The sequence below is a fragment of the Collinsella aerofaciens genome, assembly GCF_039062365.1.
Lineage (GTDB): Bacteria > Actinomycetota > Coriobacteriia > Coriobacteriales > Coriobacteriaceae > Collinsella.
On the sequence record NZ_JBCJBI010000010.1, the window covers coordinates 66,690 to 88,505 of the forward strand.

The window sequence follows — 21,816 nt, forward strand, 5'->3', positions numbered from 1 at the left end:
GAGTCCCATGTCCGTTTATCAGTCCGCTCCCGCGTTGGAGCAAGCGGCCATTACGGCCAAGGATTTCAACTTTTGGTACGGTGACTTTCATGCGCTGACGGGGCTTGACCTCAACATCGCCAAAAACGCCATCACCTCCTTCATTGGCCCTTCGGGCTGCGGCAAGTCGACGTTTTTGCGCTGCATCAACCGCATGAATGACCTGATTGAGGGCACGCGCGTCGAGGGCACCATGACGCTCGACGGCAACGATATCTATGCCGAGGGTGTCGATCCGGTCGATCTCCGTCGTCGCGTGGGCATGATCTTTCAGCAGCCCAACCCGTTTCCCAAATCCATCTACGAGAATGTCGCCTTTGGCCCTCGTCTGCAGGGCGTGACTAGCAAAAGTGACCTCGATGACATCGTGGAAGAATCGCTCAAGCGCGCCAACCTCTGGAAAGAGGTATCCAATCAGCTCAACAAGGATGGTTTGGCGCTCTCGGGCGGTCAGCAGCAGCGTCTGTGCATCGCGCGCGTGCTTGCGGTGCAACCCGATGTCCTTCTGATGGACGAGCCCTGCTCCGCCATCGACCCCACGTCCGTCTCTAAGGTCGAGGATCTGATGGCCGAGCTGGCGCCCGAGATGACGATCATCATCGTCACGCATTCAATGCAGCAGGCAGCTCGCATTAGCGACTACACCGCATTCTTCTTGCAGGAAGTTGCCGGCGAGCCCGCTACGCTCATCGAGTATGGTCAAACCGACGCGATCTTCACCAGCCCGGTGGACTCGCGGACGGAAGACTATATCACCGGCCGCTTTGGCTGATCGGTGCGACTAGTCCCAAGCCGATCGGATCTGGTCCGGTGCGTATTCACTGTGCGGGCGGCATGACCGCACCCAACTGATTGGAGTGAACCATGCGCAAACTGTTTTCCCGTCAGCTCATCGAGGCCCGTCACGAGATGCTGAGCATCTACGAGGCCGTCGATCTGGCCCTCCACGATGCCGTGAAGGCCTATGTGACCGACGACCGCAAGCTCGCCACCAAGACCAAGAAGCGCACGCTTTCGATTGACGCACGCTGCGCCAACCTGGAGGCCGTCTGCTACAACCTGATTGCCACGCAGTCACCGGTCGCCTCCGACTTCCGCTTGCTGCAGACGATCATCTACGTCGACTTTAACCTGCAGCGCATGACCGATAAGGTTCGCCAGATTTGCCGCGCCACGCGTCATATGATCAAGGCCGACATCTCGCTGCCCAAGGAGCTTGTCGGCACGGTCGAGGCCGAGGCTGAGGCCGTCTACCAGGTGCTGGGCTCTTCGCTTTCTGCGCTCGTCACCAACGACATGTCCATCATCTGCAACTTGGCCGTCGAGGACGAGCCAGTGCACGCCGCCTACGAGAAGTTCTTCCGCACCTTTAACCGCATGGACACGGGCGATTTTATGGACGACGACAGCAACTATGACGACCTGCGCCGCGCCATCATGGTATCGCGCTATCTCGATCGCATCGCCTCGATTTCCATCGATGCCGCCTGCCGTCTGACCTTCCTGTTGACCGGACAGCGTATGACTGCCGGTGATATCGCCTGCACTGATGAGGATGAGCTCGAGAGCATGCGCGTGCCTTCGGGCGAGGGTGTTATCATGAGGCCCGCCGTCGATGCACGCTACGTTGCCAAGGTGCCCGTTAACGAGGTCAGCGAGGGTCTTCGCTACCTGCTCGATCATCTTGAGGATGAGGACGATGGCGAGGACGACGAGGAGTAAGTAACCCCGTTCGTCGAAAGATTGTAAATACCTAAGTGAGCGCGGCCTTGCACATGCGGGGCCGCGCTCTTGCGATATCATGGGACTACTTGTTTGGCTGTCAGCGGAGGCGATTGGCAATGGATAACTATTTGGACTTGATGCGCGCTCGCCGCGAGCAGATTCTGGAACGTTTTTATGCGGCGCTCGATCGCGCAGGCCGTCCCCACGACGCCGCGCGCCTCATTGCCGTGTCCAAGACCGTTGGTGTCGATGAGACCGTTGCCGCCATCCAGGCGGGGTATCGCCATTTTGCCGAGAATCGCCCGCAGGAGCTGGTTCGCAAGCTCACGGGTCTGGCGGAGCATCCGGAGCTGCCCGAGGTGCGCTTCGATATGATCGGCAACCTGCAGACCAATAAGATCAATGCGGTGCTGGGCTCAGCCGAGCTGATTCACTCGGTGGGTTCTCTGCATCTGGCGCAGGCGATCTCGAGCCGTGCTGTCCGCAAGATTGAGGCAGGCGAGCTCGTCGGCCCCCAGCGCGTACTCATTGAGGTCAATGTGAGTGGTGAGGAGTCGAAGGGAGGCTTTTCGCCCGATGAGATTCGCGCCGCCGCGGGTGAACTCGCAGAGCTTGAGGGAATTTGCGTGCAGGGGCTTATGACTATGGCGCCCCGGGGGAATAAGGATGTGGCACGCCGCACCTTTGCGGGGCTTCGTGAGCTGAGGGATGAGCTGGAGGTGGCACATCCCGATTTGAACCTGCCTGAGCTTTCCTGCGGCATGAGCGAGGACTTTGAGCCTGCCCTTGAGGAGGGCTCTACGCTCGTTCGCCTGGGCAGGGTAGTATTTAGCCCGGAGTTTGCAGTAAAATAAGGCTCTGAAGTGCGCACTGATTATCGGGGCGCCTGCACTAAACCGCGAGAGGACACAACCATGGGTTTCCTTGACGAGATTAAAAATAAGATGCACCTGGGCGGCCAGCAGGGTTACGACCAGGGTTATGGCCAGGACGACGACTACGGCTACGATGACGGCTATGACGATAGTTATCAGGGCAACGGCTACAGCGGTGCTTCGGGCGAGGGCTTCTACACCCAAGACGAGCCGAGCAACGGCCTGCTTGGTCAGACGCGCCGCGGTGAAGCTGAGTCGGTTGCCGTGTATACGCGCTCCGGTCAGCTGGTCGGCGATGACTCCCGCCATGCCACGACGTATAACCCGCCTTCGCGCTCGCAGGACAGTGTTGCGAGCGGTTATCGTCCTGGTGCCTATGACACGCCGTCGAGCTACGCCGAGAACACCCGCGCCCGTGCCGCCGCTGCACCCGCGCCTGCACCGAGCGATGCCTCGGCCTATGCGAGCAATATCATCAACGCCACGCCGCAGCTGCCGGCCTATGTCCTGCGCCCCGAGAGCTATGACGACGTGGAGACCGTGGTGCGCCGCGTTCGCACCAAGCAGCCTGTCGCACTGATTTTTGTGGGCGTACGCACCGAAGTTGCCAAGCGCGTCTTGGACTTCTCTTACGGCTTTGCCTGTGGTCTGGGCGCCACGGTCAAGGAGGTAGGCGACCGCGTGTTCATGGTGCTGCCCGCCGGCTGCGAGGTCAAAGATTCCGATCTCAAGAAGCTTCGTGCCGACGGCTACCTTAAGTAAAGACAAGACGAGGAGATCCCCATCAATATCTACACTATCGTCCAGCTGGTCAACACGCTGTTCAACTTCTATTCCACGCTCATTGTCGTCTACTGCTTTATGACGTGGATTCCCATGAAGCAGGGTGGTTTGCTTCAGGATATTGCTGCGGTGCTCGATAGCGTGTGCGGTCCGTGGCTCAACCTGTTCCGTCGTTTCATCCCGCCGATGGGCGGTATCGATTTTTCGCCGGTCGTTGCGATTATTGCGTTGCAGTTGGTGCAGAGACTGGTTCTGCAGCTTCTTATAGGTATACTCGTATAGAACTGACTTTGTAACTTACGTCGGGCGTGTAGCGCCGAGGCGATGAAAAAGGAGACTTGTTATGGCTATTACCCCTGCAGACATCCAGGCTCAGACTTTCTCTGAGGCCAAGCGTGGCTACGATCCTGCCGAGGTCGACGTTTTCTTGGAGACGCTGTCCTCCGAGGTTGACGCTATGCTCGCTAAGATCGTTGACCTTAAGGGTCGTCTGACTGCTACCGAGCAGCAGCTTGCCGATGCACAGGCTCAGCTTGCCCAGGCTCAGGATACCGCCGCCCAGGCCGCTCCTGCCGCCCCCGTGGCCGCTCCTGCCGCCCCCGTGGCCGCTCCCGCCCCTGACTTCTCCGCTCAGGAGCGCCAGATTTCCGCTGCCCTGATCGCTGCCCAGCAGACCGCTGAGACCATCGTCAACGATGCCAACGAGAACGCTGAGCGTATCCGCAACGAGGCTGACGCCAAGGCCCGCGAGGTTATCCGCCAGGCTCTGACCGAGAAGCAGGCCGAGCTCGAGGAGATCGATCGTCTTAAGGCTTCCCGTGAGGAGTTTAAGGCCGAGTACCTCAAGCTCATCCAGCACTTCATGGACGATGCTCAGAACTCCTTCCCGGCCGACCTCATGGCCTCCACGCCGGTCGGTTCTGCCGCTTCTCCTGCGGTGACTGTTCCCGCCGAGCCGCTGCCCGTCGCTGACCCGGTTGTCCCCGTGGCCGATCCCTTCGCCCCGATCGACAACTTTGCCGCCGACGACCTGGACTAACATTCGGCCTACAATTTAGTGCCTATAAAGGACCCGCAGCTTGCGGGTCCTTTTTTATGACTGTACCGGGGCGCGCAACATAAAAAACCGAGCCCTGCACATAGTGGTGCAGGGCTCGGCGAACGGGTGAACGGTCAAGGGTAGGTTTTAAGGCATGTCCCAAAAATCTACTTGAGGAGGAAGTCGGGGAGGGGAATGGTGCGTGCCTCGCGATGCTCGGGATCGGCGATGTGGTCGGCGGGATAGCCACAGACGAGCATGTGATAGGGATAGACGCCCTTGGACAGATTGAACTGCTCCTGTGCCACCTCAGGCTTAAAATGGCATACCCAGCACGTTCCCAGACCCTGCTCGGTGGCCTCCATCATCATCTGATCGCACACGATGGACGTATCGATTTCACTGGAATTCATCTGGTCATACGGGCGCACCCAAGCATCATCGGTAACGCTGCAAATAAGGAAGACAAGCGGAGCCCCAAAGATAGACCCATCACGAGCAAACCGAGGCTGACAAGCAGCAGCCTTCTCCAGAAGTTCAGGCGTATCCAACACCATCACACGGGTTGGATGATTATTACAAGCAGAAGGAGCAATACGCCCAGCCTCAACAATGGCATCCACCACAGCCTGCTCCACAGCCCGAGCCTCAAACAAACGACAAGAATACCGACCCCGAGCCAAATCCAAGTAATTCATAACCAAGCCCTCCAAATTCAACGAATCAATCCAAAGTAAACCAAAAGGTACCCAAAGCCCCATCTACCCAAACGCCCACCGAATGCCAAAGTGCTCAATTGGGTACTAAAGGCCCCCTCGGCTAAACCTCCATTGCGCTCTAACTATCAGCCAAAGTTCCCAATGGTGGTGCATAAGGGAGCGGGCCCGGCCACTAATAACCTTTTGAACGACTCTGCTTGCAGCCGGAGTGAAAAAGGTTATTAGTGGCCGGGCCCGCGACCGGTGGGACATGTACCCCCAATTAACTGTTCTTCATGACAATCGAATCCACGACATCGGCCACATTCTCGCAGCAGTCGGCACAGTACTCCAGGAAGGCATACACGTCACGCCAGGCGATGACCTCGAGTGGGTCCTTGCCGTTGACGTGCAGGTTGCGCATGGCGTTGATGTAGAGCTCGTCGGCCTCGGACTCGATGGTGTTGATCTGGATGACCAGCTCGCGCAGGGTCTTGGACTTGCGGTAGTTGGGCAGCTCGACCATCAGGTCCTTCATGGCGCGGCAAGCGTCGGTCACCTTGTGGGCGATGACGATGGCGTCGGGATGGATGCTCTGAATGTTGGTGAAGTAGACGCGCTGCACGACGCCCTCGATGCGGTCGAGCACGGTGTCGAGTGAGCAGCTCATCAGATCAAGATCCTCGCGCTCGAGCGGGGTGATAAAGGCGGTGAGCAAGGCGTCTTCGAGCTCGTGGTGCTTCTTGTCTGCTGCATGCTCGATCGCATGCATCTCCTCGAGCATATCGTGAATCTTCGCGGGATCGAAGTTCTCAAAAATCTGGGTAAGCAGCTCGGCGGCCTGGACGGCGAGGTCGGCGCAGGCGACGTAGTTGTCAAAGTAGAACGAATCGGGTTTCTTTGCCATGGGTGGGTCCTTTCGAGGCGAAGACGGGTGGGCGAAGTGTTGCGATCCGGATGGACGCTCGGTTTGACTAGAGGAACATCATGAACAGCTTGGCCATGACAAAGCTGATGAGTCCGCAGGCGGGGAAGGTGAAGAACCAGGTGAACATCATGTCCTTGACCACGCCGAAGTTGATGGCTGAGAGGCGCTTGACGGCGCCGACGCCCATGATTGCGCAGGTTTTGATGTGCGTGGAGGACACGGGGATGCCGGTAAGGGTGGCAAGTAGCAGGTTCGCGGCGCCCGCGAGGTCGGCAGAGAAGCCCTGATACTTCTCGAGCTTAACCATGCTCTGGCCGACGGACTTGATGATGCGCTCGCCGCCTACGCTGGTGCCGATACCCATAGTGGCCGAGCACAGCAGCATAATCCAGATGGGGATGCCGGCATCGCCGACGCTGGTCTGGCCGTTGGCGAAGGCCACGCCTAAAAAGAGCACGCCGATGAACTTCTGTCCATCCTGCGCGCCGTGCATGAAGCTCATGGCCGCGGCACTCGCGATCTGAGCGTATTTAAAGAAGACGTTGGCACGTCGCCTGTTGGCGGCGGCGAAAAGAATCGAGACGAGCTTGCACAGGACCCAGCCCATGACAAATCCCAGGCCGATGGAGAGCGCCAGGCCGTAGATGACCTTCATCCACTCGTGGACGTTGACGCTGCTCGCGCCGCCGAGGGCGATAGCGGCACCGGTCAGGCCGGCGATAAGGCTGTGGCTTTGCGAAGTGGGGATGCCAAAACGCGATGCTGTGGCGCCGTAGACGACGATGGAGAACAGCGCCGCGCATAGGCAGGCGAGCGCCATGGTGCTATTTCCGCCAAAGTCGACGATATGTGAGATGGTATTGGCGACGCTCGCATTAAAGTGCGTCATGATGAGCACGCCGAGGAAGTTGAATGCGGCGCTCATGAGAATGGCGGCGCGGGCGGGCATGCAACGCGTAGTGACGCAGGTCGCGATGGCGTTGGGCGCATCGGTCCATCCATTGACGAAGATGGCGCCCAACGCGAGGATCACGGTGACGGCAAGGACTGGGTTCGACACAATTTGGCCGAGGAAGGTTGAGAACGTTACGTCCATATATGGGCTTTCTCGAAGTTTGCAGGCACGTTACAAAAACATGATAAATCGTATCACCTCCTGCGGGTTTCTTTGCCGAGTTCTGATGGGAGAAGTGAATTTTTTGGCACTAAAATTGAATATTATCCCTGTTGACCGCGGGTGTTCTTTTTGCTATCACGCCATGCGGACACGTGCGATTGCTACGACACTCCAAAACCACAGTCTGTTCGCTTTACAACATGCAAACATGCGTTCGATAATAGGGGGCATGGAATATCGACAGACAGATGGCAAAACTCGGCGCGTGCACAAGCAGTATGTGGACGTCGTGGCTCGCATCCTCGCGGGCGGACAGGTCGTGCCGGTCACCGTCTGCTGGGTCGACGGTCGTTGCTTTACGATTGACGAGATTGTCTCGACCACTGGGTTTGGCCTGACGGTTCACGGCATCCGTACGGCAACCTATAAGGTGCGTTTTGGCGGGCACGCGACCGAGTTGTATCTGGAGGACCAGACGCGCGAGCGGGCGGACGGCTCGCAGGCACACGTGATGCGTTGGTGGGTCTGGGCCTTTGATCGCACGCTCGAGGGCGAGCGCCGTAGGTAAGGACGTACGGCATTCGGGTACAATGACAGGAATCTTGTCATCTGCTGCGCCGTCTTTCACGGCGCTTTGTGAAAGGACGAAGTATGAACGATATCCAGGGCTATCAGAACGGCCCCATCGAAACTGGCGCAAGCCGTGCCAAGGAGATGTCGCCGCGTGCGTACAATCTCGCCATGTCTGCCCTGATCTTCTTGGGCTTTTGTGCCATGGGCGCTGGTGCTTACTTTACGAGCACCATGGCGTTTGCCCGCATGATGATGAGCGGCGCCGCCCTGCCACTGGTCTTTGGCTCGTTTATCCTGACTATTGTCGGCATCGTCATGATGTCGGCTGCTGCCAGCAAACAGTCCGTGGGCCTGTCGCTCGTGGGTTACGTGATCTTTGCGAGCACCTTTGGCCTGACCGCGTCGTTTGGCCTTGCCAACTATGACCTGCCCACCATCAACACTGCCTTTATCGCCACGGCCGCCATCACCTTTGTCTTTGGCGCCTTGGGCGTGACGTTCCCCAAGTTTTTCCAGCGCGTATATGGCATCGGTTTTGGCATTCTGCTCGCCACTATTCTGGTTGAGATCGTGCTGATGTTCATGGGCGTCTCGCAGACCATCACCGACCTGATCGTGATCGTGGTGTTCGCCGGCTTTATTGGCTACGACACCTATGTTGCCACGACGGTGCCGCCTACGCTGCCCAACGCCGTGCTCATGGCGTCCAATCTGTTCGTGGACATTATCAACGTGTTCTTGCGCATCCTGAACATCCTTGGCCGTCGCGACTAGTGGCGAATTGCGGCGGTGCTTGCCGTGCGTGTAAATCGATGCGAAAGGCGGTCCTTCGGGGCCGTCTTTTTTGTACGCGGCGGGGTATCATGGATGGGAAAAGCCGATAGCGGCAGAGACCGAGAAAGGTGACCACTTATGGCAGACGTCGACAACAGGAACCGTAACCGCAGGTCCAACCGAGCGGGTCAGCCCAATCCCAAGCGCGAGGCCCGTGCCAAGGCCGCCGAGCGTCACGTGGCAACTGTGTCCGAAGCGTGCGCCAAGGATATCGAGCGTTCGCTTGCCGGTGTTCGCGAGTTTGACGGTATGCCTGCCGGCTTTGTCACGGCGATGAAGGCCAAGGTTCAGACTGCTGTGGCCGCCGAAGAACAGGTTGCCGAGGACGTCGAGGGCGCGGAGGCTGCCGAGGTCGAGGCAGCGCTCGAGCCCGTCGAGGAGCCTGCCGAGGAAATCGCTGAAGCTGAGTCCGCGCCTGCTGAGGAGCCCGCTCCGGCTCTGCCCGAGGTCACCGTGCTCGATGCCTCCGCCACGCAGGCCATCCTGGACAACGGTCGTGGCTATGCGCAGTTCTGCGACATGGCCGTGCTCGCCTTTGCCTCGTTCACCAACCCGGGCGGTGGCTATATTCAGGGTTATCTGGGCCAGGAGGCCACGCTGTGCGCCGATTCGTTTCTGTACAACGTTCTCGATAAGCAGCGTAAGTGGTACGGCGAGAACCGTCGCCGCAACATCAACTGCGAGCTCTATCGTAACCGCGCCCTAGTGGTGCCTGCGGTGCGCTTCGACCGCAACCACGTGCATGCATACGCCGACGTGATCGTGGCCGCCGCGCCCAACGTTAAGCGCGCCCGCCAGGAGTATCGCGTGAGCGACGATGCTCTGCTGGACGCCCTGCGCGACCGCATTCGCTTTGTGCTTGCCATCTGCGACGAGCTAGGTCGCGAGAAGCTCGTGCTGGGCGCTTGGGGCTGCGACAACAACGGCTTTGACGCAGAGGCCGTGGCCGAGCTCTTCCGCAAGGAGCTCGCGTCGGGCGACTTTAAGGTCAAGCAAGTCTTCTTTGCCGTGCCTTCTACGCGCTGGGATGAGGATTTTGCCAAGTTCGAGCACGTGCTGGCAAACTTCCCCGAGCGCAACGAGGAGTCCTATGCTCAGGTTGCCGCTCGCGCCGCCGAGCAGGCCCAGGCTGCTACCGAGGATGATGAGGACGAGGACGATTGGCGCAAGTACCTGTAACCGGTACGTGTTGACAGATAGGTCGAGCCGGCGGGAGAGGCTGCTCCCGCCGGCTTTTTACTAAAAGGAAGGGCTTACGATGAAAAACGTTCTATGCTTTGGCGACAGCAACACCTATGGTTACGATCCGGCGGGCATGCGCGACGGCACCGCGGTGCGCTATGCGCGGGATGTGCGCTGGTGCGGCGTGGCCCAACGTGACTTAGGCGAGGGCTGGCATGTAATTGAAGAAGGCCTCAACGGCCGCACGACGGTACGCGACGACATGTGCCATCTGGACACCAATCTTAACGGCATTCGCGCGCTTCCGATGATGCTCGAGGCCCATAAGCCGCTGGACGCCATTGTGATCATGCTGGGCACCAACGACTGCAAGACGGTCTTTAACGTGACGGCTGCCGATATCGCTCGTGGCGCCATGGCGCTGATTCGCGCCGTCCGCGCGTTTCCGTGGACCGACGCTGCGCCTTGTCCGCGCATTCTGCTGATGGCGCCTATCAAGATTAAGCCGCAGATCGCCGACGTATATATGACCGATTTTGACGAGCATTCCGTAGAAGCCTCGGAACATTTTGGTGAGTACTACGCGCATGTGGCTGAGCAGTTTGGCTGCGACTTTTTGAATGCCGCCGACTTTGCCGAGCCGGGCGATATCGACTATCTGCATATGATGCCCGAAAGCCATGAGAGCCTGGGTCACGCCGTGGCAGCCAAGCTCCAAGAGATGCTCGGTGAGTAGCGCGACCCCAAACCACCGCAAAGGCGCCTGTCCCCTTTGCGGTGGTTCAAAGGGGACAGGCGCCTTTGCGGTGGCTTGGGCTGCGAATCTTAATACTGCCACAACTAACGGCGTGCCATCTACCTGCGGCTTTGCGGGGGAATATCCTAACTTATCCCAAGCGCGTCATAGGCGGCGCGGACGACCTGCTCGGCGGTGGGACGGATGTAGTGCCTGCCCGACACGCCGGGGAGGGCGTGGCCCATCAGCATCTCTATGAGGTCCCACGGCAGGCGAAGCTCGACCTCCGCTATCGTACGCCATGAGTTGCGGAGGTTCGACCACGGGATGTGCTCGATGCCGCGGGCGGCGCAGAGTTTCCGCCAGCGGTCGTTGCAAATGCTCCGGTTCATGGGCAGCCCGTCGCCCCGGTCGCACATCCACTCGCGGCCCTCGGCGGCGCGCGAGGCCGCTATCTCGACGAGGCGGTCGGCGGCCTGCGGTAAGATCACGACGGTGCGGGCGGACTTGGCGGTCTTGAGGGCGCCCACCGGCTCGGTGCCGGACTGCTGCATCTGGCGGCAGATGTCGGCGGAGGCGAGGACGGTGCCGCTACGCTCCCAGCGCAGCACCTCCTCGGTGCGCACGCCCAGCGACTCGCCCGAGCGGCAGGAGCCGAAGCACGCGAGGATGAACGCGGGCTCCAGGGGATTGCCGCGCAGTGCGTCGAGGACGCCCAGGGCCTCGTCGAGGGTGTAGACGCGCTTTGAGCGCTCGCGGGTCTTGCGGGTGGGCATGGTGTACCTGACGCTGGCAGCGAAGGGGTCGAGCGGCAGGCGGATGAAGGTCGAGACGCAGGCGTAGACCTTGCGCAGGGTGAGCAGGGCGGTGTCAGCGGTGGCGGCGGGAAGTGTCAGCAGCCAGTCTTGCAGCTCGACGGCGCGCAGCTGGTCGACGGGCGCCTGCCCCCAGCGGGGTCCGACGTAGTTCTTCCACGAGCGCAGCACGAGGTCGCGGGTGTTGGGGGCGAGGGTCCCCGCCTCGACCTGTGCGGCCATCTTGGGGACGAGCCACGTCTCGTAGGCCTTGGCTATGGTGGGCACGGGCGCGTCGTCGGCGTGCTCGACGTGGATGCGGTCCAGCTCCGCGCATGCCTCGCGGTAGGTTCCGTACACGGTCTTGGTCTTGCGCCTGCGGCCCTGCGGCGTGTTCTGCATCCAGCGCAGGACGTACTTCTTGCCGCGCCTCATCTCGGTCACGGAGCCCCAGACGCGGCGGCGCTGCTTCTTTGTCATATAATCAGATCCGTTCAGATCGCGGGCTTATTCTCCGTTTCGCCCGGTTCTGACTCCGGCCCCGTCTCACGTTCCAAAGTGCAGGGGTCGTCTCCTTAGTCTCGGGGCCGCGGCATCAGCCTGCGGTCCCGAGATTTTTCGTTTTCATGGGCATCACCTCCCTGCGATGAGCTGTGTGACGATTGAGCCGATGACCGCGCCTATCACGGCTATGAGTATTTCCCTGACGAACTGATCGCGTTCGCGCTGCTGCTGTCGCCTCGCCCATGCTTCACGCCTCTCGAGGTATTCGGCCTTGTCGGATGCGTAGGACTTCCCCTTGGGAGTTATCTCCCATCTAGCGTATTGCCGGAAGTAAAAGGTCAGGTCGCTGATATAGCCAAGTCTCTCTAGCTCGTTGGCATCGTCCTCGCTGTCGAAGCCGCCGCCGTCGACCATCTTCGCCAGTGTCGCCTCGAGGCCGGGCGGCAACGGGGCGAAGCCGTACGGGTCGGAATAGCCCGAGAAGTCCGGCTCCTTCTTGAAAGGGTTTTCGATATGAAGCACGACATTCCTCTCTACAGGTACCTGCTCGAATTTCTGGTCGGCTTTCTCATCGGCCACGTCGTGACCTCGGTACTGCTCGGGCTTTTATGAGTTAGCCCTTTGCTTAAAGCTCAGGGCGTGGCCAGTCTCGGAGCCGAAATCCGGGGCTTTTTCTTTAGGCGAGCGGGTGGAAAATGCCCTTCTCGCGCAACTTCTCGCTCGTCCTGTACTGTTCGGCGTCGGGCACGCTGTGGAACTCGACGGTCTTGTCGTAGTTCGCCTTGACGACCTCCTCGATCTCATCGAGCGACACGCGGAAGAACTCCCTGCGCTGGTTGACTATGTTCACCTTCCTGTCCTCGAAGGCCCGGTGCAGCGCCGCCTCGAGCTTCGGGGCGTCATCGCAGAAGATGAGCGCGTGCACGTCGAAATTGAACGGGACGGACGCGTCTCCGAGCTCGCGGATGCGGTCCATCGGCTCAAGACGCCTCGTCATCCCGATCTTGTAGACGCCCTCACCGAATGAGCCGATGTTGGAGATAACGTATACGAAGCCTGCCTTCTGGTTCGCCTCTCGGTAATCGACATCCGACACTGCCCTGTCCACGTCGTCGAGCTTCGCCTTGAGCTCCGCGGCCTTCTCCTCGAGATCGGCGCGCTCGTCGTCGCCGGCATCCTTCAGGCGTGCCGAGATGTCCTTGTACGCCTTGAGGTACTGGGAGCGCTCCTTCTCGAGCTTCTTGCGCTCGGCCGCTATCTCGCGCTCGAGCTTCCGGGCCTCGCGCTCCTGCTCGCGGGCTTCGCGCAGCGCCTCCTTCTCCTCCTCTTTCTCCTGTGCGAACTCGAAGGCCAGCTGGACCTCCTCCTGCTTGAGGAGGACGTATGCGGCGGGGATGGATATGCCGAGGGTCTTGCCGTTGCGGTTGATGGCCGCGGCCGACTTCTCGATTCTCTCGAGCGAGCGCTCGACGTTGGTCGCCTTGACTTTGCGCACGATTTCGTCGCACTCGCCGTTGTACGCCATCATGAGCAGCTTCGAGATTTCGCGGACCATCGCCTTGCCCTTCGAGGCGCTGCCGTTGACCGTCCAGGACGTCTTGTCCGCGGCCTTGCTGAAGCTCTTGACGGCCTCCTTCTGTTTCCTGCGGCATCGGTCGAGGGCGTCCTTGTAGTGAGTCGAGTCGGCGAAGTCGAAGCGCGGGCGGTACAGGCCGAACTCCTCGACCAGCAGCTCGTCATCGAGGACGCGCGACTTGGACTCCTTTGCCTTGACGATGGCATCCAGTTTGAAGTTCTGCTTCTCCAGCTTCTCGAGCGAGGCCTTCTCCTCCTCGATTTTCTTCCTGAGGTCCTCGGCCTCGCGCCTGAGCCTGTCCGCGTCCGCCATCTCCGGCGTGAGCATGGACTCGAGCTCCTCTACCCGCTGCTTGTACTCGGTCGCCTTGAACATGTCCCTGAAAGCCATCGGTTCGCCTTTCTGTCTCTAATACCTCTTGACCTCGCTGGCCTGGTGCCACTTGACGACGCCGCGGAAGTTCACGCTGGCGTTCTCCGGATCGTCGAAAACTATGTCGGTGTAGCCGTCCTCGTAGCTGTCCGGCGACAGCACGAGGGTCGACGCCCCGCGGTAGTAGCTTCTAAGGATCATCTCGCCGTTGTACTCGGCCGCCACGGCGTCGCCGTTTCGCGGTTCGCACCTGGGGGAGAGCAGTGCGTTCTCGCCATCGGCAAACCTGCGATTCATGCATGAGCCGCGCACGCGCATGAGGTAGGCGTCCGGGTCGTTGACGCGCTCGAGGACTGAGATCGGCACGTCAGCGACCTCGTCGGGACCGAACTCGTCGGTGAACTCGCCTGCGTGCCCGGCGACGAGCACGGGCAGAGTCACGTACTGGGCGCCGTTGGGGCGCACGGGCTCCGGGGTCTCGCCCATGAGTTCGGCCACCGTCGTGTCGAAGAGGTCGGCGAGTTGCTCAAGCCGGTACATTCTCGGTTGAGATTTGCCCGACTCCCACGAAGCAACGGCGGCTTTGGTGACCTTCGGGTTGAGTCTGTTTCCGACGTCCTCCTGGTTCCAATTACGCGCCTCACGCAGGGCTCTTACTCGGTTTGCGAAACTCATGGACCCTCCTTCGGTTAAACGTAATTTAATTCTAATAAAAGAAAAATTGATTTATAGATAATTTTAAGTTGACCCGCGGTCAAATAAGGTTTAACCTTAGGTCAACGAAAGGAGGAGCACATGCAGAGCTTACAGGAGTACCGAGAGGCGGGCGTCGAACGCTTCCAGAAGAAGAACATCGCCGCAGCTCTCGGAATCTCTTTGCCGGCATATGATGCCCTTGAGAACGACCAAGAGCACCGTATGAACCCTGCAAGAGCCAAGGCGCTCGGAGAGCACTTCGGGGTGGACCCGACTATTTTTTTAGCTGATAAGTCAAATTAGATTTGACCGTAACGAAACGGAGAGAACCATGAACGAGAACTACATCGACATCGAGCTGGGCGGCTGGAACATCCCCGAGGCAATCACGGTCGAGGCCGAGCCCGTCGAGGCCCGCGACTTTTCCGACTTCAAGCTGTAGGGGAGGGCGACATGGGAGACGTGAAGATGCGCCGCGAGAACATCAGGTACGAGGCGCGCGGGAAGTCCTTCGAGATCGAGTGCCCGAGTGGCTTCGCGAGCATCGAGGCCATCGTCTGCTGGTGCGACGCCGGCGGCGGCTGGCACCATGAGGCCTTCGAGTCGTTCCTCGACGCCCGCGGGCGCCTGGACGGCCTGCTGCGCGGCGAGGCGGTCATGGCCTACGTCCAGCGCACGGTCTGCATGAACACCGCCGACGCCATCGACCCCGGCATCCAGCCGGTTGAGGTCGGCCTCGCTGTGGGCGAGTGGGTCATGTATCAGCTGCAGAAGGGGCGTGAGTAGCGATGGGTAAGCGGGTCCGCTACGACTTCGAGCTTGTCGACGGCTCCTATGTCGAGACCGACAAGAGCGCCGCGTTCCGTATCTCGGAGACGTTCGGCTTCACCAACGAGAAGAACATCAAGATTTTGGAGAAGGGCACCGAGAAGCTGGGAAAGCTCGACGGGACCGCGTACTACATCGCCTCGTCCGTGACGTTCGCCCTGTACGGGAAAGTCTACTTCACGCTGGGCAACTCGCTCGTCTACATGCCCGGCCTGGAGGAAGTCTACCTGGGCGGCGATGGGCGATGAGCAAGTTCTGTCAGGCTGTTCGCCTCGTGGTCGCCATCGTCGTCACCACGCCGCTCGTTCTGGTCGTCGCGGCGCTCGCGCTGGTCGAGTGCCTCTTGAGGATGGTTTCCGGGGCGTTGACAACGCTCGGCATCTCAATCCTCAGGACTCTCAAGGGCGGCGAGTAGGGATGTTGGACCTTATCCATGCGGCCGTCCGGGTCTTCCTCGACGTTCTTGCGCTCGCGTTCGTGCTAGAGCACACCCGCGAGCTTCATGAGAAGCATCGCGAGATCAACGACGCGCCCAAGCAGGTCGCAGGCGTCGTTGATGAACCCGGCGAGGACGATCGCGGCGCTGATGCGAGGGTGCCGCTCGACCCAGTCGACGAGCCGCACGAGTAGGGGGCCCGCTGGTCGGACGTGCTTCGGGCGATATGTCTGCTGTCTACGAATCATGGCCCGAAGCCTAACGCGTGTGTAACGCGTCAACGCGGGTATTGCCGCTCAGGCATCCCGCGGGCCCCATTCCCGGGGCGGCACCGTTGCCCCGCGGCTCTCCAATAACCATCCGCGGGGACGTTCCCTACCGGTGCCGTGCCGGGGGCGAGGCCCCGAAACCGACAAAAAAAGAGCCGCCCGGTGTGGAAAGCGGGGACGGCTCCAGACCTGAAAGGAGGTCACTCATGGATTCTAGCAGAGCCAAAACGTTCCAGCAGATGGCCGACGAGCTTGGCATCAGGCACAAGCTGATGTACACGCTGCGCGAGGCGTCGAGGGTGACGGGGGTGCCATACGACACGCTGCGCGTCGAGTGCAAGGCGGGCCGCCTGCGCTCGCAGCTGCCCGAGGGGCGCAAGGTGGGGCGCATGGTGCGCCCGGAATGGGTGGAGCAGTGGATCGAGGAGGGAACGCATGGCATCGAGGCTGCTTAGGTGCGCTGCGTACATCGCGCTCCTGTTCGCGGTGTACGCGCTCATGCCCTACGTCCTGCGGGCGATGCTGCTCGCGGCGGACGGCATCCGCGTTGTGCTCGGGATGGGGTCGGTACTGTGACCGGCAGGCGATTCGCGTTCACCGTCAAGTTCGCGGCGGGCAAGCAGCGCCACAGGCTCGACCGGCGCCACGCTCGGATGTATACGCCGACCGAGACGCTGAGGGCCGAGCGGGCCATCGCGGCGGCGTGTCGGGAGGCGATGGCCGAGGCGGGCATCCAGCCCCTGGTCTTCGGCCCGCACGAGCCGGTGATCCTCAACGTCGACGCCTACCGTCCGCTGCCGGAGAGTCGGCCCAAGCGCGTGCGCTCGGAGCCGGACACCTACAAGCCGGACGGGGACAACGAGGGCAAGCTGGTCATGGACGCGCTCAACGGGCTCGTCTGGGCCGACGACGCGCAAGTGGTCGACCTGCACGTGGTAAAGCACCCCAGGGTGCGCGGGCAGGCCGAGCGCATGGACATATCGATAGCGCCCGGGTGGTCCGGGCGCAGGGACGAAACGGAGGAAATGTAATGGATTGCAAGAAGAAGCCGGAGCCGTGCTGGGAGGACACGTTCATCGGCTACATGGGCGACCTCGGCGTCAACGCGCTGTTCAACGCCGAGTCCGAGACGTCGGCGACCGGCGTCGACCCCGCCGTGCTGCGCGGCATCGGCTACTGCGCGGGCATCGCGCAGAGCGCATTCGACGAGCCTCGCGACTTCACGCCAGAGGAGCTCAACGCCGTGGTCTCGTACGCGATGCGCTGCGAGGAGGAGTTCAAGAGCAAGGGCGCGGCCGGCGTGCTCGCCCTCATGATGGACGACGACACCCTCCTCGACGAGGACAACTACACCGTCACGCCCTACGAGTTCGATGAGGTGGTCGTCGATGAGTAACGAGATCGCGCTCCAGCAGCCGGCGATGACCTTCGCCGAGCAGATGCAGTACGCCAAGACCGTGTGCCAGGGCTCGCTGGTCCCGAGCGCCTACAGGGGCCAGCCGGCCAACGTCCTCATCGCCATGGACTTCGGCCGCTCGATGGGCCTGTCGCCCGCCGAGAGTCTGTACCGCATCACGGTCATCAGCGGCAGGCCCTCGGCCAGCGCCGAGCTCATCGCGGCCAACGTGCGACGCGCCGGCCACAGGCTCCGCGTCACGAAGGACAACAGGGCGAGGACGGCCACGTGCGAGATAGTGCGCAGGGACGACCCCGACTTCACGTTCACCGCGACATGGGACATGGCCAAGGCGCAGCAGGCGAACCTCTCAAACAAGGAGAACTGGAAGAAATACCCGATGGCCATGCTGACGGCGCGTTCCATCACCGAGTGCGCGCGCGACGCCTGCCCGGAGGCGCTCTACGGCGTCGTCTACACGGGCGAGGAGCTGGGAGCCTCGCAAACCGGGCCCGACGGCGCCGCCGAGCCCGTGGCGGTCGAGGCCACGGTCGAGCGCGCCCCCGAGGTCGACCTCCAGCCGGTGCGCGACCTGTTCAAGCCGTTCATGGCGGCGACTGGGCTCGACAGCGCCGGGGCCATGGCCGCCATCTGCGCCGCCGTGGGCTGCTCGTCGGGCAACATGCACGACATGACGCTCATGCAGGCGCGCCGCGCGGCCTCTTGGATGGAGGAGGAGATCGCGGCACGCAAGGCGCAGCCCGAGCCCGCCGCCCCCGAGCCGGAGCCCGCGCCCGTCTATGAGCCCGCGCCCGCCGAGTATGCGACCGACGACGACCTGCTGGGAGGCTTCTGATGGCAGATGAGGTTTTGGCGGTCGAGGCCGTGCCGCTCGAGGAGGACTTCGACACGCTGGTGGCGTCGCTCGCCATCGACGACACGCTCGAGGACAAGCTGGCGAAGCTCAAGGAGAGCGTCGACGAGAAGCTGGCGGACTACGTGGACGTCAAGCGCATCGAGAAGGACGAGGACTTCAAGGCGGCGAAGAAGTACCGCGCGGCGGTCAACGACGTGAAGAAGCCCATCGAGGCGCAGCGAAAGGCCGCGAAGAAGAAGTACAGCGACCTGCTCAAGACGTTCGACAAGACCATCGGCGAGATCACGGCGCCCATCGACGCGCTCTCCGATGAGTACAAGGCCGAGATAGACCGCTACGACGGCGAGTGCAGGACCCGCCGACTCACCGCGCTCAAGGGCCACTACTACGACCTCGCGGGCGAGATGGGGCCGCTGGTGCCATACGAGCGCATCGCCGACGACAAGTGGCTCAACGCTAGCTTCGGCGAGGTCAAGGCCAAGAACGTCATCGAGCGCCGCGTGGGCGAGCTGCTGCACCAGTTCAAGTTCGTCAACGGGCTGGACTACGCGGACGAGTCCGAGAAGGCGTGGGCCGTCGCATGGTGGACGAGGACGCTGCCGATGGACTCGGGCGAGGTGGCGGCGGCTGTCGCCGCGCACCGCGAGGAGGTCGCCAAGGCCGCCGCGCTCGTGTCGACCTACGAGCAGGCGGCGGCGCCCGCACCGGAGCCCGCGCCAGAGCCCGAGCCCGCGCCGCAGCCGCCCGACCCCGAGCCTCTGCCCGACGAGCAGCCCGAGCCTGAGCCGCCCTTGGGCGTGCCGAGGTGCGTGCGGGTGGTGCCGTCGCGCCCCGAGCCGGATGTGGCCGAGGATGCGGCCCCGGCACCGCAGAGGGGCTACCGCGTGGTCATCGAGTGCGCCACGGCGGACGAGTTGCGCCGCGTGAGGGCCGTCATGGTCGACAACGACATTCACGGATACGTCGAGAGGATGTAGGACATGGAGGAGAAGAACCTGCCGCCGCTCCGGACGCCGGAGCAGCGTAAGGAGGCGATGGCGAGGGCCGTCCACACGCGCCGCGAGCGCGCCGCGTTCAAGGCGGCGTGCAAGGCGGGCAACATCCCGCCCGAGGTCGCCATCGAGGCGCCCATCGCGCAGAGGCTCAAGGTCGAGGAGTTCGCCCGCTCATTCCCGGGCATCGGCCCGGTCACGGCGCAGAAGATCGTCGAGGTGTGCCATATCCGCGACGGCCGCCGCGTGAGCGGCCTGGGCTACATGCAGGGGCCGCGCCTCGTCGATGCCATCAAGGGCTGCATGACCGCAAAGGAGGACGGGCAGTGAGCATCAACCGAGTGAACATCACCGGCAACCTGACCCGCGACCCCGAGCTGCGCGCCACGGCGAGCGGGACGCAGGTCCTGTCCTTCGGCGTCGCCGTGAACGACCGCCGCCGCAACGCACAGACGGGCGAGTGGGAGGACTATCCCAACTTCGTCGACTGCACCATGTTCGGCAGCCGCGCCGAGGCCGTGAGCCGTTTCCTCGCCAAGGGCATGAAGGTCGCCATCGAGGGCAAGCTGCGCTACAGCTCCTGGGAGCGCGACGGGCAGAAGCGCTCGAAGCTCGAGGTGATCGTCGACGAGTTCGATGTCATGGTGCGCCGCGAGGGGCAGACGCAGGCCCAGCCGCAGCAGAGCCTCGCGGACACGGTACCCGTTCAGTCCCGGGCGCAGGCAGCGCCGCAGTGGAGCGCCCAGCAGGCCTACGCCGCGGTCCCGCAGCCCGAGTTCTACGACGAGGACGTGCCGTTCTGATGAGGCGCGTACCCGACACCATCCGCGACCACTGGGAGGCGGCACTGTTCGCCGCCTCCTTCTCCGCGGGTTTCCTGTTCTTCTCTTCAATCCTTTGGGGGTGGTTCTGATGGACAACAAGTTCACGTGGTTCCCGAAGCTCACCAACGCCTTGAAATGCGTGCCGGATGGGCCGCGCGGGGAACTCTGTTGGGCGATTATCCAGTACGGCACCAACGGCGTCGAGCCGGAGTTCGACAACTGGGCGCTCAGGGCCGTGTTCGAGGGCCTCCGCGAGGACATCGACAACAGCATCGCCGCCCGCAACAAGAACAAGGGCGGCAGGCCGCGAAAGGGCTCCAAGGCCGAAACGGGGGTTTCGGAGGATACGGAAACTGCCGAAACGGGGGTTTCGGAAAACCGAAACGGGGGTTTCGGGGTTTCGGAAACTGCCGAAACGGGGGTTTCGGAACATGAAAACCCCTCCTTATATACCAGTCCATACCAAGCCATACCAAGCCAGGCCAATGCAGGACAGTGCATCGCGCCCGACGCGCCCGAGGGCTTCGAGCCGCCGACCGCCGAGGAGGTCGCCGCGTACTTCGGGGCCAACTGCCTGAACGGCGACCCGCAGGCGTTCTTCGACTTCTACGCGTCGCAGGGCTGGCGCAAGTCAAACGGCATGCCGATCTCGGACTGGCAGCCGCAGGCCCGGCAGTGGCACCGCCGCCAGCGCGAGCTCGACGCCGAGGCCCGGAGCCGCGGCAAGCCCACCGCCTCGGAGGTCGAGGCCGCGACGTTCAGGCCCACGAGGACGCCCGAGCAGACGAGGTCGGAGCTCGAGCGCAGGTGGCGAGAGGAACATCCGGGCATCGACCCGGCGAAGGTGAAGGCCCCGAGGGGGACGACCGCCGACCCGGTGGCGCTCAAGGCGTACCAGGACGCGCGGCGTCTGCTGGATGCGAGGGCCGCATGCGAGAGGAGGGCGTCATGAGCTTGGACGACGAGAGGAACGAGAACATGGGCAGACCGAAGGGGTCTGTGAGCATCTACGACGACGGGCCGCGCAGCGCCCGCTGCGAGACGTGCGGGTTCTGCGCCGTGAGCGAGGCGGTCATGACGGCGTCCGGCGAGGGCCGCAAGCGGTACACGTGCATGCGCTGCCCCGACTTCGTGCACGCCACGCAGGGGCTCGCGAGGTGCAACTACTGGGAGGCGCGACATGAGGGCTGAGTCGCTGGACAGGCGCGGGGCCTACGTGCTCGTGTGCGGGCAGTGCGGCAGGCGGTTCCGCACGGCGTACAGGAACCAGAGGTACTGCTGCGGGTGGTGCGAGAACGTGGCGCGAAGGGATGCGAGCAAGCGGCCCGTTGACGTGTACCTCGGAACGAGGAGTGAGTCGGGCCGAGAGGTCAACGCCATGCGCGCGGCGCTGGCGGAGGGGAGGCGCATCTGATGCGCGACGGATACAGGTTCGAGTTCGGGGCGCTCGATGAGCCGGATGCGCCCAAGGTGCAGGCGCTCAAGCCGCTCGAGGAGGCGGCCGAGGTATACGGCGTGTGGCAGCAGTGCGACGACTACCGGGACTGCCGGATCGCGGCCTTTTGCGACGAGCTAAGACGCGACCTCATTGACGAGTGCATGGACGTGGTCCAGGCGGTCGTCAGCCTGCTCGACGCCGAGGGGTTCACGCAGGAGGATGTGGACGCGGCAATCGAGCGCTGCAACGAGAGGAACCGAGAGAGGGGACGTTTGTGATGGAGAC

At 62.2% G+C, this 21,816-nt stretch carries 33 protein-coding genes; 26 read left to right on the forward strand and 7 right to left on the reverse strand.

The annotated features are described in order from the left end of the window. Window positions 1–7 precede the first annotated feature (7 nt). The 6 genes from pstB to ABCN01_RS06560 all read left to right on the forward strand — a co-directional run bounded on the left by pstB (window position 8) and on the right by ABCN01_RS06560 (window position 4,461). Complete coding sequence (gene pstB, locus ABCN01_RS06535; RefSeq protein ID WP_006234249.1) at window positions 8–811, forward strand: phosphate ABC transporter ATP-binding protein PstB; 804 nt, start codon at window positions 8–10, stop codon at window positions 809–811. 92 nt (window positions 812–903) lie between these two features. Beyond that, window positions 904–1,761, forward strand: a complete 858-nt coding sequence (locus tag ABCN01_RS06540; protein ID WP_006234247.1) for a phosphate signaling complex PhoU family protein — start codon at window positions 904–906, stop codon at window positions 1,759–1,761. Between the two features lie 119 nt (window positions 1,762–1,880). Continuing rightward, window positions 1,881–2,618 (forward strand): YggS family pyridoxal phosphate-dependent enzyme, encoded by a 738-nt coding sequence (locus ABCN01_RS06545; RefSeq protein ID WP_342996587.1) that lies wholly within the window; start codon window positions 1,881–1,883, stop codon window positions 2,616–2,618. Window positions 2,619–2,678: 60 nt separating this feature from the next. Next, window positions 2,679–3,401 (forward strand): cell division protein SepF, encoded by a 723-nt coding sequence (locus ABCN01_RS06550; protein ID WP_055251691.1) that lies wholly within the window; start codon window positions 2,679–2,681, stop codon window positions 3,399–3,401. A gap of 57 nt (window positions 3,402–3,458) precedes the next feature. Then, on the forward strand, window positions 3,459–3,704 hold the full coding sequence (locus ABCN01_RS06555; protein WP_227790178.1) for a YggT family protein: 246 nt from the start codon (window positions 3,459–3,461) through the stop codon (window positions 3,702–3,704). Between the two features lie 61 nt (window positions 3,705–3,765). Continuing rightward, window positions 3,766–4,461: a DivIVA domain-containing protein gene (locus ABCN01_RS06560; protein WP_342996585.1), complete on the forward strand. Its 696-nt coding sequence runs from the start codon at window positions 3,766–3,768 to the stop codon at window positions 4,459–4,461. A 167-nt stretch (window positions 4,462–4,628) separates the two neighbouring features. Here ABCN01_RS06560 and ABCN01_RS06565 read toward each other — a convergent pair whose 3' ends face one another. The 3 genes from ABCN01_RS06565 to ABCN01_RS06575 form a co-directional block, all read right to left on the reverse strand. Next, a complete protein-coding gene (locus ABCN01_RS06565; protein WP_342996584.1) occupies window positions 4,629–5,159 on the reverse strand; it encodes a nitroreductase family protein in 531 nt (176 codons plus the stop codon). 283 nt (window positions 5,160–5,442) lie between these two features. Continuing rightward, a complete protein-coding gene (locus ABCN01_RS06570; RefSeq protein ID WP_117820377.1) occupies window positions 5,443–6,066 on the reverse strand; it encodes a DUF47 domain-containing protein in 624 nt (207 codons plus the stop codon). A gap of 67 nt (window positions 6,067–6,133) precedes the next feature. Further along, the gene (locus ABCN01_RS06575) at window positions 6,134–7,183 is read right to left on the reverse strand and encodes an inorganic phosphate transporter (RefSeq protein ID WP_117655139.1); all 1,050 of its coding nucleotides are present in this window, start codon (window positions 7,181–7,183) and stop codon (window positions 6,134–6,136) included. A gap of 286 nt (window positions 7,184–7,469) precedes the next feature. Between ABCN01_RS06575 and ABCN01_RS06580 the strand changes: the two genes are divergently transcribed. The 4 genes from ABCN01_RS06580 (at window position 7,470) to ABCN01_RS06595 (ending at window position 10,529) form a co-directional block, all read left to right on the forward strand. After that, window positions 7,470–7,772 (forward strand): hypothetical protein, encoded by a 303-nt coding sequence (locus ABCN01_RS06580; protein WP_117646482.1) that lies wholly within the window; start codon window positions 7,470–7,472, stop codon window positions 7,770–7,772. Window positions 7,773–7,855: 83 nt separating this feature from the next. Next, on the forward strand, window positions 7,856–8,551 hold the full coding sequence (locus ABCN01_RS06585; protein WP_342996581.1) for a Bax inhibitor-1 family protein: 696 nt from the start codon (window positions 7,856–7,858) through the stop codon (window positions 8,549–8,551). 138 nt (window positions 8,552–8,689) lie between these two features. Further along, window positions 8,690–9,790 carry a TIGR02452 family protein gene (locus ABCN01_RS06590; protein ID WP_342996580.1) on the forward strand — a complete coding sequence of 367 codons (1,101 nt, stop codon included), beginning with the start codon at window positions 8,690–8,692 and terminating at the stop codon, window positions 9,788–9,790. 79 nt (window positions 9,791–9,869) lie between these two features. After that, on the forward strand, window positions 9,870–10,529 hold the full coding sequence (locus ABCN01_RS06595; RefSeq protein ID WP_195544807.1) for an SGNH/GDSL hydrolase family protein: 660 nt from the start codon (window positions 9,870–9,872) through the stop codon (window positions 10,527–10,529). Between the two features lie 146 nt (window positions 10,530–10,675). Here the strand turns inward: ABCN01_RS06595 and ABCN01_RS06600 are convergent, their stop codons facing one another. The 4 genes from ABCN01_RS06600 to ABCN01_RS06615 all read right to left on the reverse strand — a co-directional run bounded on the left by ABCN01_RS06600 (window position 10,676) and on the right by ABCN01_RS06615 (window position 14,450). After that, window positions 10,676–11,803, reverse strand: a complete 1,128-nt coding sequence (locus ABCN01_RS06600) for a hypothetical protein (protein WP_342996579.1) — start codon at window positions 11,801–11,803, stop codon at window positions 10,676–10,678. Between the two features lie 153 nt (window positions 11,804–11,956). After that, a complete protein-coding gene (locus ABCN01_RS06605) occupies window positions 11,957–12,406 on the reverse strand; it encodes a hypothetical protein (protein WP_342996578.1) in 450 nt (149 codons plus the stop codon). 97 nt (window positions 12,407–12,503) lie between these two features. Beyond that, window positions 12,504–13,793, reverse strand: a complete 1,290-nt coding sequence (locus ABCN01_RS06610; RefSeq protein WP_342996577.1) for an SNIPE associated domain-containing protein — start codon at window positions 13,791–13,793, stop codon at window positions 12,504–12,506. 18 nt (window positions 13,794–13,811) lie between these two features. Next, window positions 13,812–14,450: a helix-turn-helix domain-containing protein gene (locus ABCN01_RS06615; protein ID WP_342996576.1), complete on the reverse strand. Its 639-nt coding sequence runs from the start codon at window positions 14,448–14,450 to the stop codon at window positions 13,812–13,814. Between the two features lie 120 nt (window positions 14,451–14,570). On the opposite strand from ABCN01_RS06615, the gene ABCN01_RS06620 reads away from it, so the two are divergent. The 16 genes from ABCN01_RS06620 (at window position 14,571) to ABCN01_RS06695 (ending at window position 21,809) form a co-directional block, all read left to right on the forward strand. Then, entirely contained in the window at window positions 14,571–14,774 is a 204-nt protein-coding gene (locus ABCN01_RS06620) for a hypothetical protein (protein WP_342996575.1), read from the forward strand. Between the two features lie 150 nt (window positions 14,775–14,924). After that, window positions 14,925–15,257: a hypothetical protein gene (locus ABCN01_RS06625; RefSeq protein ID WP_342996574.1), complete on the forward strand. Its 333-nt coding sequence runs from the start codon at window positions 14,925–14,927 to the stop codon at window positions 15,255–15,257. A 2-nt stretch (window positions 15,258–15,259) separates the two neighbouring features. Beyond that, window positions 15,260–15,547 (forward strand): hypothetical protein, encoded by a 288-nt coding sequence (locus ABCN01_RS06630; protein WP_342996573.1) that lies wholly within the window; start codon window positions 15,260–15,262, stop codon window positions 15,545–15,547. Continuing rightward, window positions 15,544–15,714, forward strand: coding sequence for a hypothetical protein (locus ABCN01_RS06635; RefSeq protein WP_342996572.1), 171 nt, complete (start codon window positions 15,544–15,546; stop codon window positions 15,712–15,714). The genes ABCN01_RS06630 and ABCN01_RS06635 overlap by 4 nt, the downstream gene beginning before the upstream one ends. A 2-nt stretch (window positions 15,715–15,716) precedes the next feature. After that, a complete protein-coding gene (locus tag ABCN01_RS06640; protein ID WP_342996571.1) occupies window positions 15,717–15,929 on the forward strand; it encodes a hypothetical protein in 213 nt (70 codons plus the stop codon). Window positions 15,930–16,210: 281 nt separating this feature from the next. Beyond that, window positions 16,211–16,459 carry a DNA-binding protein gene (locus ABCN01_RS06645; RefSeq protein ID WP_342996570.1) on the forward strand — a complete coding sequence of 83 codons (249 nt, stop codon included), beginning with the start codon at window positions 16,211–16,213 and terminating at the stop codon, window positions 16,457–16,459. Next, window positions 16,440–16,580, forward strand: a complete 141-nt coding sequence (locus ABCN01_RS06650) for a hypothetical protein (RefSeq protein ID WP_342996569.1) — start codon at window positions 16,440–16,442, stop codon at window positions 16,578–16,580. The genes ABCN01_RS06645 and ABCN01_RS06650 overlap by 20 nt, the downstream gene beginning before the upstream one ends. Then, a complete protein-coding gene (locus ABCN01_RS06655; RefSeq protein ID WP_342996568.1) occupies window positions 16,577–17,035 on the forward strand; it encodes a RusA family crossover junction endodeoxyribonuclease in 459 nt (152 codons plus the stop codon). The genes ABCN01_RS06650 and ABCN01_RS06655 overlap by 4 nt, the downstream gene beginning before the upstream one ends. After that, on the forward strand, window positions 17,035–17,400 hold the full coding sequence (locus ABCN01_RS06660; protein WP_342996567.1) for a hypothetical protein: 366 nt from the start codon (window positions 17,035–17,037) through the stop codon (window positions 17,398–17,400). The genes ABCN01_RS06655 and ABCN01_RS06660 overlap by 1 nt, the downstream gene beginning before the upstream one ends. Further along, complete coding sequence (locus ABCN01_RS06665; RefSeq protein ID WP_342996566.1) at window positions 17,393–18,256, forward strand: hypothetical protein; 864 nt, start codon at window positions 17,393–17,395, stop codon at window positions 18,254–18,256. Before ABCN01_RS06660 ends, ABCN01_RS06665 begins: the two co-directional genes overlap by 8 nt. Next, window positions 18,256–19,254 carry a DUF1351 domain-containing protein gene (locus tag ABCN01_RS06670; protein WP_343014238.1) on the forward strand — a complete coding sequence of 333 codons (999 nt, stop codon included), beginning with the start codon at window positions 18,256–18,258 and terminating at the stop codon, window positions 19,252–19,254. Before ABCN01_RS06665 ends, ABCN01_RS06670 begins: the two co-directional genes overlap by 1 nt. Window positions 19,255–19,257: 3 nt before the next feature. After that, window positions 19,258–19,599, forward strand: coding sequence for an integration host factor, actinobacterial type (gene mihF / locus ABCN01_RS06675; protein WP_342996564.1), 342 nt, complete (start codon window positions 19,258–19,260; stop codon window positions 19,597–19,599). Next, a complete protein-coding gene (gene ssb, locus ABCN01_RS06680) occupies window positions 19,596–20,072 on the forward strand; it encodes a single-stranded DNA-binding protein (protein ID WP_342996563.1) in 477 nt (158 codons plus the stop codon). Before mihF ends, ssb begins: the two co-directional genes overlap by 4 nt. 109 nt (window positions 20,073–20,181) lie before the next feature. After that, on the forward strand, window positions 20,182–21,045 hold the full coding sequence (locus ABCN01_RS06685; protein WP_342996562.1) for a DUF6291 domain-containing protein: 864 nt from the start codon (window positions 20,182–20,184) through the stop codon (window positions 21,043–21,045). Then, entirely contained in the window at window positions 21,042–21,284 is a 243-nt protein-coding gene (locus tag ABCN01_RS06690; RefSeq protein WP_342996561.1) for a hypothetical protein, read from the forward strand. Before ABCN01_RS06685 ends, ABCN01_RS06690 begins: the two co-directional genes overlap by 4 nt. Before the next feature lie 222 nt (window positions 21,285–21,506). Continuing rightward, window positions 21,507–21,809: a hypothetical protein gene (locus ABCN01_RS06695; RefSeq protein ID WP_342996560.1), complete on the forward strand. Its 303-nt coding sequence runs from the start codon at window positions 21,507–21,509 to the stop codon at window positions 21,807–21,809. The last annotated feature ends 7 nt before the right edge of the window (window positions 21,810–21,816 follow it).

Excerpts from the sequence above, each read along its gene's own strand:
- pstB (WP_006234249.1), top strand. The coding sequence starts at position 8 with ATGTCCGTTTATCAGTCCGCTCCCGCGTTGGAGCAAGCGGCCATTACG.
- ABCN01_RS06540 (WP_006234247.1), top strand. The coding sequence starts at position 904 with ATGCGCAAACTGTTTTCCCGTCAGCTCATCGAGGCCCGTCACGAGATG.
- ABCN01_RS06545 (WP_342996587.1), top strand. The coding sequence starts at position 1,881 with ATGGATAACTATTTGGACTTGATGCGCGCTCGCCGCGAGCAGATTCTG.
- ABCN01_RS06550 (WP_055251691.1), top strand. The coding sequence starts at position 2,679 with ATGGGTTTCCTTGACGAGATTAAAAATAAGATGCACCTGGGCGGCCAG.
- ABCN01_RS06560 (WP_342996585.1), top strand. The coding sequence starts at position 3,766 with ATGGCTATTACCCCTGCAGACATCCAGGCTCAGACTTTCTCTGAGGCC.
- ABCN01_RS06565 (WP_342996584.1), bottom strand. The coding sequence starts at position 5,159 with ATGAATTACTTGGATTTGGCTCGGGGTCGGTATTCTTGTCGTTTGTTT.
- ABCN01_RS06570 (WP_117820377.1), bottom strand. The coding sequence starts at position 6,066 with ATGGCAAAGAAACCCGATTCGTTCTACTTTGACAACTACGTCGCCTGC.
- ABCN01_RS06575 (WP_117655139.1), bottom strand. The coding sequence starts at position 7,183 with ATGGACGTAACGTTCTCAACCTTCCTCGGCCAAATTGTGTCGAACCCA.
- ABCN01_RS06585 (WP_342996581.1), top strand. The coding sequence starts at position 7,856 with ATGAACGATATCCAGGGCTATCAGAACGGCCCCATCGAAACTGGCGCA.
- ABCN01_RS06590 (WP_342996580.1), top strand. The coding sequence starts at position 8,690 with ATGGCAGACGTCGACAACAGGAACCGTAACCGCAGGTCCAACCGAGCG.
- ABCN01_RS06595 (WP_195544807.1), top strand. The coding sequence starts at position 9,870 with ATGAAAAACGTTCTATGCTTTGGCGACAGCAACACCTATGGTTACGAT.
- ABCN01_RS06600 (WP_342996579.1), bottom strand. The coding sequence starts at position 11,803 with ATGACAAAGAAGCAGCGCCGCCGCGTCTGGGGCTCCGTGACCGAGATG.
- ABCN01_RS06610 (WP_342996577.1), bottom strand. The coding sequence starts at position 13,793 with ATGGCTTTCAGGGACATGTTCAAGGCGACCGAGTACAAGCAGCGGGTA.
- ABCN01_RS06615 (WP_342996576.1), bottom strand. The coding sequence starts at position 14,450 with ATGAGTTTCGCAAACCGAGTAAGAGCCCTGCGTGAGGCGCGTAATTGG.
- ABCN01_RS06620 (WP_342996575.1), top strand. The coding sequence starts at position 14,571 with ATGCAGAGCTTACAGGAGTACCGAGAGGCGGGCGTCGAACGCTTCCAG.
- ABCN01_RS06625 (WP_342996574.1), top strand. The coding sequence starts at position 14,925 with ATGGGAGACGTGAAGATGCGCCGCGAGAACATCAGGTACGAGGCGCGC.
- ABCN01_RS06630 (WP_342996573.1), top strand. The coding sequence starts at position 15,260 with ATGGGTAAGCGGGTCCGCTACGACTTCGAGCTTGTCGACGGCTCCTAT.
- ABCN01_RS06635 (WP_342996572.1), top strand. The coding sequence starts at position 15,544 with ATGAGCAAGTTCTGTCAGGCTGTTCGCCTCGTGGTCGCCATCGTCGTC.
- ABCN01_RS06640 (WP_342996571.1), top strand. The coding sequence starts at position 15,717 with ATGTTGGACCTTATCCATGCGGCCGTCCGGGTCTTCCTCGACGTTCTT.
- ABCN01_RS06645 (WP_342996570.1), top strand. The coding sequence starts at position 16,211 with ATGGATTCTAGCAGAGCCAAAACGTTCCAGCAGATGGCCGACGAGCTT.
- ABCN01_RS06650 (WP_342996569.1), top strand. The coding sequence starts at position 16,440 with ATGGCATCGAGGCTGCTTAGGTGCGCTGCGTACATCGCGCTCCTGTTC.
- ABCN01_RS06660 (WP_342996567.1), top strand. The coding sequence starts at position 17,035 with ATGGATTGCAAGAAGAAGCCGGAGCCGTGCTGGGAGGACACGTTCATC.
- ABCN01_RS06665 (WP_342996566.1), top strand. The coding sequence starts at position 17,393 with ATGAGTAACGAGATCGCGCTCCAGCAGCCGGCGATGACCTTCGCCGAG.
- ABCN01_RS06670 (WP_343014238.1), top strand. The coding sequence starts at position 18,256 with ATGGCAGATGAGGTTTTGGCGGTCGAGGCCGTGCCGCTCGAGGAGGAC.
- mihF (WP_342996564.1), top strand. The coding sequence starts at position 19,258 with ATGGAGGAGAAGAACCTGCCGCCGCTCCGGACGCCGGAGCAGCGTAAG.
- ABCN01_RS06685 (WP_342996562.1), top strand. The coding sequence starts at position 20,182 with ATGGACAACAAGTTCACGTGGTTCCCGAAGCTCACCAACGCCTTGAAA.
- ABCN01_RS06690 (WP_342996561.1), top strand. The coding sequence starts at position 21,042 with ATGAGCTTGGACGACGAGAGGAACGAGAACATGGGCAGACCGAAGGGG.
- ABCN01_RS06695 (WP_342996560.1), top strand. The coding sequence starts at position 21,507 with ATGCGCGACGGATACAGGTTCGAGTTCGGGGCGCTCGATGAGCCGGAT.